Source organism: Streptomyces sp. NPDC002795 (genome assembly GCF_042888725.1).
Taxonomy (GTDB): domain Bacteria; phylum Actinomycetota; class Actinomycetes; order Streptomycetales; family Streptomycetaceae; genus Streptomyces.
This window is the reverse complement of record NZ_JBIAQB010000014.1, coordinates 153,251-166,895: the sequence shown is the minus strand read 5'-3', so window position 1 is coordinate 166,895 and position 13,645 is coordinate 153,251. Positions and strand designations below refer to the sequence as shown.

At 69.3% G+C, this 13,645-nt stretch carries 13 protein-coding genes; 8 read left to right on the top strand and 5 right to left on the bottom strand.

All coding sequences use genetic code 11. The features are described from left to right. Positions 1-39 precede the first annotated feature (39 nt). The 7 genes from ACFYWS_RS34580 to ACFYWS_RS34550 all read left to right on the top strand — a co-directional run bounded on the left by ACFYWS_RS34580 (position 40) and on the right by ACFYWS_RS34550 (position 8,326). A complete protein-coding gene (locus ACFYWS_RS34580; protein WP_389283022.1) occupies positions 40-723 on the top strand; it encodes an SCO family protein in 684 nt (227 codons plus the stop codon). Next, the gene (locus tag ACFYWS_RS34575) at positions 720-1,187 is read left to right on the top strand and encodes a copper chaperone PCu(A)C (RefSeq protein WP_389283020.1); all 468 of its coding nucleotides are present in this window, start codon (positions 720-722) and stop codon (positions 1,185-1,187) included. Before ACFYWS_RS34580 ends, ACFYWS_RS34575 begins: the two co-directional genes overlap by 4 nt. Before the next feature lie 16 nt (positions 1,188-1,203). Continuing rightward, positions 1,204-3,105, top strand: a complete 1,902-nt coding sequence (locus ACFYWS_RS34570) for a copper resistance CopC/CopD family protein (protein WP_389283019.1) — start codon at positions 1,204-1,206, stop codon at positions 3,103-3,105. 8 nt (positions 3,106-3,113) lie between these two features. After that, positions 3,114-4,466, top strand: a complete 1,353-nt coding sequence (gene efeB / locus ACFYWS_RS34565; RefSeq protein ID WP_389283018.1) for an iron uptake transporter deferrochelatase/peroxidase subunit — start codon at positions 3,114-3,116, stop codon at positions 4,464-4,466. 97 nt (positions 4,467-4,563) lie between these two features. After that, positions 4,564-5,499 carry a prephenate dehydratase gene (gene pheA, locus ACFYWS_RS34560; protein WP_389283016.1) on the top strand — a complete coding sequence of 312 codons (936 nt, stop codon included), beginning with the start codon at positions 4,564-4,566 and terminating at the stop codon, positions 5,497-5,499. A gap of 664 nt (positions 5,500-6,163) precedes the next feature. Next, positions 6,164-7,447: a serine--tRNA ligase gene (gene serS / locus ACFYWS_RS34555; RefSeq protein WP_389283014.1), complete on the top strand. Its 1,284-nt coding sequence runs from the start codon at positions 6,164-6,166 to the stop codon at positions 7,445-7,447. A gap of 51 nt (positions 7,448-7,498) precedes the next feature. Further along, positions 7,499-8,326 carry an HAD family hydrolase gene (locus ACFYWS_RS34550; protein ID WP_389283012.1) on the top strand — a complete coding sequence of 276 codons (828 nt, stop codon included), beginning with the start codon at positions 7,499-7,501 and terminating at the stop codon, positions 8,324-8,326. A 301-nt stretch (positions 8,327-8,627) separates the two neighbouring features. Here the strand turns inward: ACFYWS_RS34550 and ACFYWS_RS34545 are convergent, their stop codons facing one another. The 5 genes from ACFYWS_RS34545 to ACFYWS_RS34525 all read right to left on the bottom strand — a co-directional run bounded on the left by ACFYWS_RS34545 (position 8,628) and on the right by ACFYWS_RS34525 (position 12,568). After that, on the bottom strand, positions 8,628-8,882 hold the full coding sequence (locus ACFYWS_RS34545) for a hypothetical protein (RefSeq protein ID WP_389283011.1): 255 nt from the start codon (positions 8,880-8,882) through the stop codon (positions 8,628-8,630). A gap of 130 nt (positions 8,883-9,012) precedes the next feature. Next, positions 9,013-9,732 (bottom strand): ABC transporter permease, encoded by a 720-nt coding sequence (locus ACFYWS_RS34540; RefSeq protein ID WP_389283009.1) that lies wholly within the window; start codon positions 9,730-9,732, stop codon positions 9,013-9,015. Between the two features lie 9 nt (positions 9,733-9,741). After that, positions 9,742-10,653: an ABC transporter ATP-binding protein gene (locus ACFYWS_RS34535; RefSeq protein ID WP_389283007.1), complete on the bottom strand. Its 912-nt coding sequence runs from the start codon at positions 10,651-10,653 to the stop codon at positions 9,742-9,744. After that, positions 10,650-11,552, bottom strand: coding sequence for an ABC transporter permease (locus ACFYWS_RS34530; protein ID WP_389283005.1), 903 nt, complete (start codon positions 11,550-11,552; stop codon positions 10,650-10,652). The genes ACFYWS_RS34535 and ACFYWS_RS34530 overlap by 4 nt, the downstream gene beginning before the upstream one ends. Next, on the bottom strand, positions 11,549-12,568 hold the full coding sequence (locus ACFYWS_RS34525; protein WP_389283144.1) for an ABC transporter ATP-binding protein: 1,020 nt from the start codon (positions 12,566-12,568) through the stop codon (positions 11,549-11,551). Before ACFYWS_RS34525 ends, ACFYWS_RS34530 begins: the two co-directional genes overlap by 4 nt. 231 nt (positions 12,569-12,799) lie before the next feature. On the opposite strand from ACFYWS_RS34525, the gene ACFYWS_RS34520 reads away from it, so the two are divergent. Beyond that, positions 12,800-13,642 carry a M24 family metallopeptidase gene (locus tag ACFYWS_RS34520; RefSeq protein WP_389283003.1) on the top strand — a complete coding sequence of 281 codons (843 nt, stop codon included), beginning with the start codon at positions 12,800-12,802 and terminating at the stop codon, positions 13,640-13,642. Positions 13,643-13,645 lie beyond the last annotated feature (3 nt).

The following is a 13,645-nucleotide window of genomic DNA, read 5'->3' as shown; positions in this document are numbered from 1 at the left end:
CGGCACCCGCCGGCCACCTCACATCTGGGACATTTTTCTATGCGCAACCCCCGCAAGAACACGAAGTTCAACAGGAAGAGCCTGCTGGCCGCGGTCGGGCTCGTCACCGTCGCGAGCTTCGCCCTGTCCGCCTGCGGCAGCGGCGACGACAGCGGCAAGCCCGTCGCCGAGGTGTCCTCCGACGCCGGTCCGAAGAAGGCCGCGACGGTCCTCGACAAGCCCTTCAAGAAGCCGGATCTGGTCCTCACCGACACCCACGGCAAGAAGTTCGACCTGCGCGAGCAGACCAAGAACAAGCCGACGCTGATCTACTTCGGCTACACGCACTGCCCCGACGTCTGCCCGCTGACGATGAGCAACATCGCCGTCGCCAAGAAGTCGCTCCCCAAGTCCGAGCAGGACAAGCTCCAGGTCGTCTTCGTCACCACCGACCCGGACCGCGACACCCCGTCCGTGCTCGGCAAGTGGCTCAAGGCGCAGGACCCCGACTTCACCGGCCTCACCGGCGACTTCGCCACCATCCAGGGCGGCGCCCGCACCCTCGGCATCTCCATCGAGCCGACGCAGAAGGACAAGAACGGCAAGGTCGTGTCGATGCACGGCACACAGGTCATCGCCTTCTCGCCGAAGAACGACGCCGGTTACGTGCTGTACGGCGAGGACGCCACCGTCGACGACTACACCAAGGACCTCCCCAAGATCGTCAAGGGGGAGAAGCCGTGAGGCGCACACCCATCGCCCTCGGCGCCCTCACGCTCGCGGCGGGGCTCGCCCTGACCGCCTGCGGCTCCGGCTCCGAGGACTCCGCCGACAAGCCCGACGTGAAGGTCGAGAGCGCGTTCCTTCCGGCGCCCGCCTCCGGCGACATGGCGGCCGGGTTCTTCACCGTGCACAACAAGGGAGCCGCCGACACCCTCACGTCCGTGAGCAGCGCGATTTCCCAGAAGGTCACCCTGCACAGCACCAAGGGCGGTGTGATGAAGGAGCAGAGGTCCTTCGCCGTGCCCGCGAACGGCGAGCTCGACTTCGAACGCGGCGGCAACCACCTCATGTTCGAGAACCTGAAGCGCAAGCCCGCAGAGGGCGACAAGGTGTCGGTGCAGCTGCACTTCGCCAAGTCCGGGACCGTCACGGTCTCCTTCCCCGTGAAGGTCGCCACCTACAACCCGTCGCACGCTTCGCACTGAAGGGGCTGACCTGTACGTGAAGACCATCGCTCCCCGCACCTGGCAACTGGTGCTGCTCTTCCTCGCCGTCACCGGCGCACTCCTGGCCTGCGCCGCTCCCGCGTCCGCGCACGCCGCGCTGACCGGGAGCGACCCCAAGCAGGGAGCGGTGGTCGACACGGCACCGAAGAAGGTGTCGCTCACCTTCTCCGAGAGCGTCGCGATCTCCGACGGCGCGGTCCGTGTCCTCGACCCCTCCGGCAAGCGCGTCGACGACGGAAAGGTCGCCCACCCCGGCGGCACGACCTACGCGGTGGGACTGCACTCGGGCCTGCCCGACGGCACGTTCACCGTCGCCTACCAGGTCGTCTCCGCCGACAGCCACCCCGTCGCCGGCGCCTACACCTTCTCCATCGGCGCGCCCTCCAAGACGACCGCGGTGGTCGCCGACCAGAACGCGGGCGGCGGAGTCGTCGGCGGGATCTACGACGTCGCGCGCTACGTCTCGTACGCGGGCTTCGCGCTGCTGGTGGGCGGTGCCGCGTTCGTGCTCGGATGCTGGCGGCGCGGCGCGGGCAGCAAGCCGGTACAGCGCGTCGTGGTCGGCTCCTGGACCGCGCTCACCGCCGCCACCCTGGTCATGCTGCTGATGCGGGGCTCGTACACCGGGTCGGGAAAGCTCGGCGACATCTTCGACATGGCGCTGCTCGGCCAGGTCCTTCAGACGAAGACCGGCGCCGCGCTCACCTCCCGGCTGCTGCTGCTCGCGGCGGCGGCCCTCTTCATCGCGGTGCTCTTCGGCGCCTACGTAAAGAAGAGCGAGATCGAAGAGAGCGAGAGGGAGAAGGAACGGAACGATCTCACCTTCGGGCTCTCCGTCGGCGGCGCCGTCGTCGCGGCCGGGCTCGCCGCCACCTGGGCCATGGCCGAGCACGCCTCGACCGGCATCCAGGCGGCCCTCGCGATGCCCGTCGACGTACTGCACCTGCTGGCCGTCGCCGCCTGGCTCGGCGGGCTGACCACGCTGCTCGTCGCCCTGTACCGGGTGCCGACGATCGAGGGCTCGGCCGTACGCCGCTTCTCCCGGGTCGCCTTCTGCAGCGTCCTCGTCCTCGTCGCGACCGGGCTCTACCAGTCGTGGCGCCAGGTCGGCTCCTGGTCGGCGCTGACCGGGACGTCGTACGGACAGTTGCTGATGGTGAAGGTCGGGCTCGTCGCCGTGCTCGTCGGCGTCGCCTGGATCTCCCGGAAGTGGACGGCGCGACTCACCGAGACCGCGGACGCCGCGCCGGTGGCACAGGAGCAGGTCCCCGAGGTCTCCGAGGAGAAGGAGCCCGTCTCCGTGGCCGTCGGAGGGAAGGGCGCGGACCCCGAGCGCGCCGCCCAACTCGCCCGGCAGCGCGCCGCGATGGCGAGCGCGCGCGAGAAGCGGGTGCGCGACGCCGATCCGCACCGCTTCGGGCTGCGCCGCTCGGTGCTCGTCGAGGCGGGCATCGCGGTCGCGCTGCTGGCCGTCACCACCGTGCTGACGTCCACCGAACCAGGCCGCACGGAGGAGGAGGCGAAGTCCGCCACCTCGGCCGCGCAGGCACAGGCCGGGCCGCTCTCCCTGAAGATCCCCTTCGACACCGGCGGCGCGGACGGCAAGGGCACCGCCCTCCTGGAGATGGACCCCGGACGCACCGGCAACAACGAAATACACCTCTACATAGAGCGGCCGAACGGCAAGGCCTTCGACGTCCCCGAGGTGAAACTCGCCCTCACCCAGGAGGCGAAGAAGATCGGGCCACTGCCTGTCCTGCCCGACCACATCGCCACGGGACACTGGACGGCGAGCGGCGTGCAGATCCCCGTGGCAGGCGACTGGAAGGTCGCGCTGACCGTGCGTACGTCGGACATCGACCAGATCACCATCAACAAGAACGCGAAGATCGGCTGACCTGCCCCATGGCTGACACGACTGACACGGCCGGCACGGCTGACACGGCTGACACGGCTGACACGGCTGACACCAAGAACGGCACCGGATCCACCCCGCAGGCCGCGGGCATCTCGCGGCGCCGACTGATCGGGACGGCGGGTGCCACCGGCGTCGCCCTCGGAGCCGTCGGTGCGGGCGCTGGGTACGCCGCCGCGTCCTCGAACTCCCCCGAGCAGCAAGCCACGTTGACCTCGATCGGGGCGGACGAGGTGATGTTTCACGGGAAACATCAGCCCGGCATCACCACCGCGATGCAGGCCCGCGGCCACCTCGTCGCGTTCGACCTGGCGGCGGGCGCGGGGCGCAAGGAGGCCGCGGCCCTGCTGCGCCGCTGGTCGGCGACGGCAGAGCGGTTGATGGCGGGCGAGCCCTCGGCCTCGGACGACACGGACGTGGCCCGGGACGCGGGCCCCTCCTCGCTGACGGTCACCTTCGGCTTCGGCCACAGCTTCTTCTCCCGTACGGGACTCCAGAAGCAGCGCCCCGCCGCCCTCGACCCGCTGCCAGACTTCTACTCCGACCACCTCGACAAGGCGCGCAGCAACGGCGACCTGTGGGTGCAGATCGGCGCCAACGACTCGCTCGTCGCCTTCCACGCGCTGCGGGCGATCCAGAAGGACGCCGGCAGCACCGCCAGGCTGCGCTGGCAGATGAACGGCTTCAACCGCTCGCCGGGGGCCACCGCCCACCCGATGACGGTCCGCAATCTGATGGGCCAGGTAGACGGCACGGGCAACCCCAAGCCCGCCGACGCGGACTTCAACAAGCGCGTCTTCGTGCCGGGTTCGGGTTCGAGCTCCGGTTCCGATTCCGGTTCCGCGCAGTCCCCCGCCTGGATGGGAGGCGGCTCGTACGTCGTCGTACGCCGGATCCGGATGCTCCTCGACGACTGGGAGAAGCTGTCGACGACGGCGCAGGAGCACGTCATCGGGCGCAAGAAGTCGAGCGGCGCCCCGCTGACCGGCGGCAAGGAGACCACCGAGCCCGACCTGGAGAAGACGGACGCGAACGGCGACCTCGTCATCCCGCTCAACGCGCACGCCCGCATCACCCGGCCCGACCAGAACGGCGGATCCGCACTGCTGCGCCGCCCGTTCTCGTACCACGACGGCTTCGACGAGGACGGCACCCCGGACGCGGGCCTGCTCTTCATCTGCTGGCAGGCGGACCCGCTGCGCGGCTTCGTGCCGGTGCAGCGCAAGCTCGACCGGGGCGACGCCCTGTCGAAGTTCATCCGGCACGAGGCGAGCGGGCTCTTCGCGGTACCGGGCGGCGCCGAGAAGGGCGGCTACGTGGGGCAGGCCTTGCTGGAGGGATAGCTGGAGGGACAGCCGGGGCCGCAGGTGCTGTCGCCGGGTGGGGTGGCTCCTGACGCATCCGTGAGCCCGGCCCCGTACGGCGCATTAGGGTGAGCCCATGCCAGCCAGCTACGCGTATCTCGGCCCCGAGGGCACCTTCACCGAAGTCGCCCTGCGCACGCTCCCGGAGACGGCCACCCGGGAACTCGTCCCCGTGGTGTCCGTGCCCGCGGCGCTCGACGCCGTCCGCAGCGGCGAGGCCGAGGCCGCGTTCGTACCGATCGAGAACTCCGTCGAGGGCGGCATCACCACGACCCTCGACGAGCTGGTCGCAGGCGAGCCGCTGATGATCTACCGCGAGGTGCTGCTCGACATCACCTTCGCGCTGCTCGTCCGCCCCGGCACCGCGATCACCGACATCAAGACCGTCACCGCGCACCCTGCCGCCCAGCCGCAGGTGCGCAACTGGATGAAGGCCCACCTGGCCGAGGACGTGACCTGGGAGTCCGCGGCGTCGAACGCCGACGGCGCGCGCCTCGTACAGGAGGGGCGCTACGACGCCGCGTTCGCCGGCGAGTTCGCGGCCGAGAAGTACGGGCTCGTGCCGCTGGTCACCGAGATCCACGACGCGGAGAACGCGCAGACCCGCTTCGTCCTGGTCGGCAAGCCGGCCCGGCCCGCGGCGCCCACCGGCGCGGACAAGACCTCGGTCGTCATCTGGCAGCGCGAGGACCACCCCGGTGGGCTGATGGAGCTGCTCCAGGAGTTCGCCATCCGCGGGGTCAACCTGGTGCTGCTGCAGTCGCGGCCCACCGGCACGGGCATCGGCGACTACTGCTTCGCGATCGACGCGGAGGGGCACATCGCGGACCGCCGGGTGGCGGAGGCGCTGATGGGGCTGAGGCGGGCGTGCCCGGAGGTGCGCTTCCTCGGCTCGTACCCGCGGGCGGGGGTCGCCGTCGAGGACGTGCGCCCGCCGCGCTCGGGAACCTCGGACGGCGAGTTCGTGGCGGCGTCGGACTGGCTGGCGCGCTGCCAGGACGGCCGGTTCTAACGGTTCTCACGCATCGGCCGTAGCCGGCCTGGCCAGGCGTAGTCCCTGCCGGATCCGAAAAAGTTGTCCACCGTCGGATCCGGCTCCTTTTTGCCTGGACACCCGGTCCTACCAGCGGATTTTCTTCATCCACAGAAGTTATCCACAGGCCTCCTTCTCGACCTGGGGACAAGTCGACAGGAAGGTGCTGGTTGGTCGATAAATCGGCCCACAGCGCCCAGATGCATCCACAGACCGTCAGGTCACCCTTCGTCCATGCATTTGTCGTGATCAACTCTTTGGAGTGAAGCATTTCCACCCGAAAGTGAGCTTGCGCGCAGTTTGAGAGGGGAATTCTTCGTTACGCATGTGGCTTTCGGAATGATCTCTTCCGGCATCCACAGATCATTTTCACAGCCTGTGGATAACTTTCCAGGACCGTGCGTCGCTGTGGACAGCGGACCCCCAAGTGCCGCCCGCGACAAGGGGATCGAGTCAAGGCGAAGTGCCGCATCTGCCCCTTTCAAGGGAAAGTGGCAGCTTTCCTTGACGCGCCCCGACACCCCTCTTGTGGATCTTTTCCAGCCTCACTCCGCCCTCAATTCATATCCTGTCAAATAGGGCATAAGGGAGTGCAACGGATATCGGGTCGTGGGCCGGAAGCGGGCAACGGTAGCCTTGAGGGGTGATTGACCTTCGCCTGCTCCGTGAGGACCCCGACCGTGTTCGCGCCTCCCAGCGCGCCCGTGGAGAGGACGTCGCGCTTGTCGACTCAGTCCTGTCCGCCGATGAGCGGCGCAGGTCGTCCGGGCTCCGCTTCGACGAACTCCGTTCCGAGCAGAAGTCGCTCGGCAAGCTGATCCCCAAGGCCACGCCCGAGGAGAAGCAGGACCTCCTCAAGAAGGCGGGCGAGCTCTCCGCCGCCGTCAAGGCCGCAGAGGCCGAGCAGCGTGAGGCCGAGGAGGAGACCCACCGCCTCGCCCTCCAGCTGGGCAACATCGTGCATCCCGACGTCCCGCGCGGCGGCGAGGAGGACTTCGTCGTCCTGGAGACGCACGGCACGATCCGCGACTTCGGCGCCGAGGGCTTCGAGCCCAAGGACCACCTGGAGCTCGGCGAGGCGCTCGGCGCCATCGACGTCGAGCGCGGCGCGAAGGTCTCCGGCTCGCGCTTCTACTACCTGACCGGTGTCGGCGCGCTCCTCGAGCTCGCGCTCGTCAACGCGGCGATCGCGCAGGCCACCGAGGCCGGCTTCACGCCGATGCTGACCCCGGCCCTGGTACGCCCCCGCGCCATGGAGGGCACGGGCTTCCTCGGCCAGGCCGCCGACAACGTGTACCACCTGGAGAAGGACGACTACTACCTGGTCGGCACCTCCGAGGTCGCGCTCGCCGGCTACCACATGGACGAGATCCTCGAGGCGGACCAGCTGCCGCTGCGCTACGCCGGCTTCTCGCCGTGCTTCCGCCGCGAGGCGGGCACGTACGGCAAGGACACCCGCGGCATCTTCCGCGTGCACCAGTTCGACAAGGTCGAGATGTTCTCGTACGTCGACCCGGCGGACGCTCAGAACGAGCACCAGCGCCTCCTGGAGTGGGAGAAGCAGTGGCTGACCGGCCTCGAGCTGCCCTTCCAGGTGATCGACGTCGCCACTGGTGACCTCGGTTCCTCGGCCTCGCGCAAGTTCGACTGCGAGGCGTGGATCCCGACGCAGGGCAAGTACCGCGAGCTGACCTCGGCGTCGAACTGCGACGGGTTCCAGGCGCGCCGCCTGTCGATCCGGATGCGCGACAACCGCGACGGCAAGAAGGTGTTGCAGCCGCTCTCGACGCTGAACGGCACGCTGTGCGCCGTCCCGCGCACGATCGTCGCGATCCTGGAGAATCACCAGCAGGCCGACGGCTCGGTGCGGGTGCCGGAAATGCTGCGGCCCTACCTTGGGGGACGCACCACCCTGGACCCCAAGTAATCGCAGCCTGAACGGCCTGCGCAGCCTGTACAGCCTGGAGCCGAAAGCCAAGTGAGCCACCCCGCTCCCCTCGCCCCCGCCTTTCCGTACAAGCTCGTGGCGACCGATCTCGACGGAACGTTGCTGCGTTCCGACGACACGGTCTCCGAGCGCACGCGTGAGGCGCTCACCGCGGCCACCGCGGCGGGCGCCGCGCACATCATCGTGACCGGCAGGGCCGTGCCCTGGACCCGGCACATCCTCGACGACCTCGGCTACGAGGGCCTCGCGGTGTGCGGCCAGGGCGCGCAGGTCTACGACGCGGGGGAGCACCGGCTGCTCACCTCGGTGACGCTCGACCGGCAGCTGGCCGGGCTCGCGCTCGCCAAGATCGAGGCCGAGATCGGCCCGCTGGCGCTCGCCGCGAGCCGCGACGGCCTCGAGGGCGAGGTCATCGTCGGCCCGGGCTACGAGGTGCAGGAGGGCCCGCTCCCGGTCGTCCCGTTCACGGAACTCGCGGAGCTGTGGGCGCAGCCGCTCAACAAGGTGTACGTCCAGCACCCGGGCCTCACCGACGACCAGATGGCGGAGGTCGCGCGCACCGTCGCCGGCGGCCTGGTGGGCGTCACGATGGCGGGCGAGGGGATCGTGGAGCTGCTCCCGCTCGGCCTCTCCAAGGCCACGGGCCTCTCGCTGGCGGCCCGCCGCCTGGGCGCGAAGGCCGTCGACACCATCGCGTTCGGCGACATGCCCAATGACATCCCGATGTTCGGCTGGGCGTCCTACGGCGTGGCCATGTCCAACGCCCACGAGGAGCTCAAGACGGTGGCCAGCGAGGTGACGTCGTCGAACGAGGACGACGGCATCGCGGTGGTGCTGGAGCGGTTGCTCGCGGCTTGATCTGCCTGAACCGCATCGAGGGCCGGTCCCGGTTGAACCGGGGCCGGCCCTCGATGCGAAGGGTGGGCGGCCCGCGTGCCACGGAAGAAGGGCACGCGCTCGAAGCGGCCGCCCCGGGCTACACCCTGGGCGGGGCTCGACGGAGTGCAGTGACTACTCCGGAGCCTGCCTCGGGCCGCCCTGCCGGGAGCTCGACGAACTACTGAAGGACATCGCCGCGCTCCTCTCCCGGTCCTCGGACGCCACGGTCGGCGTGCTGACACAACTACTGTGCCGGGCCGCTGAGTTCGCCGCCACCGAATTACCGGCGGCGCCACCTGCGCAGCAGCCCGCGCCGCCGCGCCTTGCTGAAGAACCACCCGGCGGGTGGCTCGTCGGAGCGCCACGGCTGGGGTTCGGGCCTGCCCTCGCGCCACCGCTCGGCGAGCATGCGGGCCCGCGCGGACGGTTCGCTCGACTCGGCGGCGCGTATGAAGTCGGTGTCCAGGACCACGTCGTCCCAGGTGTCGTCGCCCTGACCGGGCCGGTCCCCCTCGCGGTTCGGTTCGTGTGCCATCGCGGGTCCTCCGGGTACTCCGGGTCTTCATCGGGGCGCCTGCCGAACGGCGCACCCTCCCACCAGTGTCCGGGTGGGAGGGTGAAATCTGCGTCAGGAAACGGACCGGAGCCCGTGCGGCGGCCGGGTCCTACTCCTCCCCGGCCAGCTTCAGGGTCCGCAGCTTCTGCCCCGCGTACCAGGTCGCCAGGACCGTCACCGCCACCAGGAGCACCGTCGCGAGCGGCAGCCCGACGTCCGAGGTGACGAGGTCGCCGCCGGCCACCTTCTGGGCGACCGCGAGGGCCCACTGCTGCACGCTGAGCGTGCGCGCCCCGGAGACCAGGGTCCCGAAGAGGGCCTCCCAGACGAGGGCGTAGACGAGGCCGAAGACGACCGCGTGCCGGGTGACCGTGCCGAGCAGGAGGAAGATCGCCGCGTAGGCGATCGAGGCCACCAGGGCGGCGATCGTGTAGGCGACGGCGATCTGCTGCCCGTTCCCGTTCAGGATGAAGCCCGCGATGAGCGTCGGGACGGCCGAGAACACCATGGTCACGCCGATGGCCACGATGAGTTTGGTGAAGATGATCGTGGGGCGCTTGAGCGGCTTCGAGAGCAGATAGACCACGGAGCCGTCGTCGATCTCCGGGCCGATGGCTCCGGTCCCCGCGATGACACCGATCAGCGGCACCATTGTGGCGAGCGCGAAGCCGCCGAGCAGATCGGACGCGGTCTGGTCGTCGGCCCCCGTGAGCCCGCGCACGAGCGCGGAGATCACGACCAGCAGCACGGGCAGCGCGAAGAGGATGAGGGCCCGGCGCCTGCCGAGCAGGGCTCGGTAGGTGAGTCGGGCGACAGTGGGGTCGTACATCAGGGCCTCCTACGCCGCGACCAGATACGAGAAGACGGACTCGAGGGACTCGTCGGACGGCGAGACCGTGAGCAGCCGGATGCCGTGCGCCTGCGCGACCTTCGGGAGCAGCGTCGTGAACCGGCCGAAGTCGACGGCCTGGACGTGCAGCGCGTCCTCCTTCAGGTCGACCTCGATGCCCGCCGTGGACGGGTCCGCGATCAGCACGGCGGCCAGCGCCCGGTCGTCGCTGGAGCGGATCAGATAGCGGTGCGGACGGTCGGTCATCAGGCGGCGGATCTTGCGGAAGTCGCCGCTCGCAGCGTGCCGGCCCGCGACGACCACCTCGATGTGGGAGGCCAGTTGCTCGACCTCTTCGAGGATGTGCGAGGAGAACAGGACCGTGCGCCCCTCGTCCCCCATGCGCCGCAGCAACTCCATGAGCTGCATGCGCTGGCGCGGGTCCATGCCGTTGAACGGCTCGTCGAGCAGCAGCACCGAGGGGGTGTGGACGAGCGCGGAGGCCATCTTCACGCGCTGCCGCATGCCCTTGGAGTACGTCGAGATCTTGCGGTCCTGTGCGTACTCCATCTCGACCGTGGCCAGCGCCTCCCCTGCCGCCTTCTTGCCGAGGCCGTGCAACTCGGCGTTGGCGACGACGAATTCGCGTCCCGTGAGGAAGTCGTACATCCCCTCGCGCTCGGGGACGATGCCGATGTGCCGGTAGATCTGTTCGTTGCGCCAGATCGGCTGTCCGTCGAGGGTCACCGAGCCGTTCGAGGGGGCGAGGAAGCCGCCCATCATGTTGATGAGCGTGGACTTGCCCGCGCCGTTCGGACCCAGCAGGCCGGTGACGCCGGGGGCGATGTTCATGGTGACGTCGTTGACGGCGACCACGTTGCCGAACCAGCGTGAGACGTGGTCGATGTTGATCGTGGTCACAGTCCGACCTTCCGGTAGCGGCGCATCAGCAGCCCGTAGGAGCCGGCGATGAGCCCGAGGACGACGAGCAGGTAGACGAGGCCCTGGCCTGCCGAGGGTCCATCTGCCCCGGGGAAGGACGAGCTCGCTCCGAGGAACGCGGTCTGCACTCCGTCGATGAGCGTGATGGGTGAGAAGAGGCCGAGCCAGGTCACCGCCCCGCTGTTGTCCTGGGCCTCGGCGATCGCCTGGACCGTGGACACCGCGCCGTAGGAGATGGTCAGGACGGCGATGACGGCGGCGATGCCGAACCCGCGGCGCGGGGTGACGGCGGAGACGACGAGTCCGATCCCGGCGAAGAGCAGCGACAACAGCGCCACGGATACCAGTCCTTGGGCCAATCCCTTGGTCTGCTCTGTGAAGTCCAGCTTGGCGAGCAGAGAGCCTACGTAGAGCACGATCAGCGGCGCGGCCGTGAGGATGAACAGGGCCGATGCCATGGCGGCGAATTTCGCGACTACGTAGTCGACCCGCTCGATGGGGCGCGAGAAGTAGAGCGGGATCGACTTGAAGCGCAGGTCCAGGGAGACCGCGTTCGGAGCGGCGGACGCCACGTAGAGGCCGATCACCGCCTGGAGGATGACCGCGTAGCGCGTGTAGTCGACGGGCAGGTCGTTCGCCTTCGTGGCGACGGCCACCGCGACCATGATCAGCGCCGGGACGCACATCACGATGAAGAGCAGCATCGGCAGCACCTTGGACTTGGCCGAGCGGCCGAGTCCGTAGGCACCGCGCAGGCTCTGTGAGAAGAGCGAGCGGCGGGAGTACGCGCGGCCCAGGCGCGGGCCGTCGTAGTGGCGGTAGCCGATGTTGTGGATCTGGGTGGACGCGCGGTCCACAGGGCTGGGCTCGGTGGTCATCGCGCCGCGCCTCCCGTCTGCTGCGGTGCGGCGGTGGCCGCCCAGGCCGCGGCGCGCTCGGAGCCCTGCTCCTGCTGCGCCTCGCCCTCGGGGCGGAAGACCTCCGCGATCTGGTGCCTGCGCTGCTCCATGCGGACCAGGCCGAGGCCGAGGTCCGCGACGACGTCGCGCACGATGTCGTACGTCTCCTCGCCCTGCGCCGTGATGAGGACGGTGTGCCCGGCGCCGGGCAGTTCACCGCCGGCGCTGCTCTCGATGCCGCGCTGCGCGAACGCCTCGCGGAGCGCCTTTGTCCCGTCCGGGTGTTCGTCGCTGTCGGTGACCTCGATCGCCAGCGTCGCCGTGGCCTGCGTGAAGTCCGTGGTGGAGCTGGAGCGCAGCAGCTTGCCGCCGTCGATGATGACGACGTGGTCGCAGGTGCGCTCGAGCTCACCGAGCAGGTGCGAGGTGACGAGGACGGAGATGCCGAAGTCGGTGTGCACGCGCCGGATCAGGCCGAGCATGTCGTCACGGCCGACCGGGTCCAGCCCGTTCGTCGGCTCGTCCAGGAACACCAACTGCGGGTCGTGCACCAGCGCCTGGGCCAGCTTCACGCGCTGCTTCATGCCCGTCGAGTAGCCACCGATGGGTCGGTAGCGCTCCTCGTAGAGGCCGACGTGCCGCAGGGTGTCGGCGGTGCGCTCGCGGGCGGCCGTGGGCGGCAGGCCCGACATGCGCGCCATGTGGACGACGAGCTCGGTCGCCGAGACGTCCGGCGGCAGGCAGTCGTGCTCCGGCATGTAGCCGACGCGCTCACGGATCTTGGGACCCGATGACGGGTCCGCGACGTCGAACCCGAGCACTTCGGCACGGCCCTCCGTCGCGGGGGACAGACCAAGCAAAATCTTGATCATGGTGGACTTGCCGGCTCCATTGGATCCGACGAGTCCGGTCACACCGGGCCCGATGTCCATGGTCAGCCGGTCAAGTGCGGTCACCTTGGGGAACCGCTTGCTCAGGCTTTCGGTCGCGATCACAGTCACGGTTCGACCGTAGTGGCGCAGGCCACACGAATTCGTCAGACCGTGGGGTCGACCTCGCATAAGACCTGAGTATTACGGGTCCCTAGGGGTCCGCCCTGAGTAGGCCGTGCAGACCCCTTGACGTCGCCGCCAGGCATTGTCACATTCATCAGTGTCAAGTTACGAGCGCGTACGGCGACGACCCGGTCACGAACCGGGGCGGCCGCGACCGGGACGGACGGTGGCATGACCTCAGCGGTGGTACGTGAACTCTCGGCGGAACTGCGGGGGTTCAGAGAGGTACAGAGGCTCGCGTACGCGTGCGCGGAATCGGTCGCGGCGCAGCTCAAGCCAGGTGTGACCGAGCGCGAGGCGGCGCGGATGCAGCGGGAGTGGCTGCGCGAGCGCGGGGTGCGGGACTGGTTCCATCTGCCGTTCGCCTGGTTCGGGGACCGCACGGCGTTCGTGAACTTCCGCGTACCGCTTCAGTTCTTCCCGACGAACCGGAAGCTGGAAGCGGGGATGCCCTTCATCCTCGACATGGCGCCAGTCCACCAGGGCCGCACCGCGGACATCGGCTACTCGGGCTGTCTCGGCCTCAACCCCGTGCACGACAAGCTGCTTTCGGACCTTCAGGCGCACCGCGAGCTGCTCCTGCGCGAGGTGCGCGAGCGCCGCTCCCTGCGGGAGATCTACGAGGACGTGGAGCGGTTGATGGTCCGCCAGGGCTATGCGAACCGGCACCGGGCGTATCCCTTCGGCGTGATCGCGCACAAGGTCGACCGGGTCAAGGAGCGGCGCATCAACCCCACGCTGTTCGGCTTCGGCACCCAGTCCCTGAAGGGCCTGGCGAGCGACGCGCTGCACGGGCACCGGGACGGCTGGTCGCCGCTGTGGTCGCCGTACAAGTTCTCCGACCATCCGCCGCGGCCGGGCCTTTGGGCGGTCGAACCGCACCTCGGATTCAGGGGCACGGGCGCCAAGTTCGAGGAGCTCCTCGTGGTCACCGACTCCAAGGACCCGCAGGAGAGCGCCTTTTGGCTGGACGACGATCTGCCGCACGTGCGGCGCTGGGCGGAGGGCATCTGATGA

Bases quoted from the DNA above. Each gene is read 5' to 3' on its own strand.
- ACFYWS_RS34580 (WP_389283022.1), top strand. From the start codon at position 40: ATGCGCAACCCCCGCAAGAACACGAAGTTCAACAGGAAGAGCCTGCTG.
- efeB (WP_389283018.1), top strand. From the start codon at position 3,114: ATGGCTGACACGACTGACACGGCCGGCACGGCTGACACGGCTGACACG.
- pheA (WP_389283016.1), top strand. From the start codon at position 4,564: ATGCCAGCCAGCTACGCGTATCTCGGCCCCGAGGGCACCTTCACCGAA.
- ACFYWS_RS34545 (WP_389283011.1), bottom strand. From the start codon at position 8,882: ATGGCACACGAACCGAACCGCGAGGGGGACCGGCCCGGTCAGGGCGAC.
- ACFYWS_RS34540 (WP_389283009.1), bottom strand. From the start codon at position 9,732: ATGTACGACCCCACTGTCGCCCGACTCACCTACCGAGCCCTGCTCGGC.
- ACFYWS_RS34530 (WP_389283005.1), bottom strand. From the start codon at position 11,552: ATGACCACCGAGCCCAGCCCTGTGGACCGCGCGTCCACCCAGATCCAC.
- ACFYWS_RS34520 (WP_389283003.1), top strand. From the start codon at position 12,800: ATGACCTCAGCGGTGGTACGTGAACTCTCGGCGGAACTGCGGGGGTTC.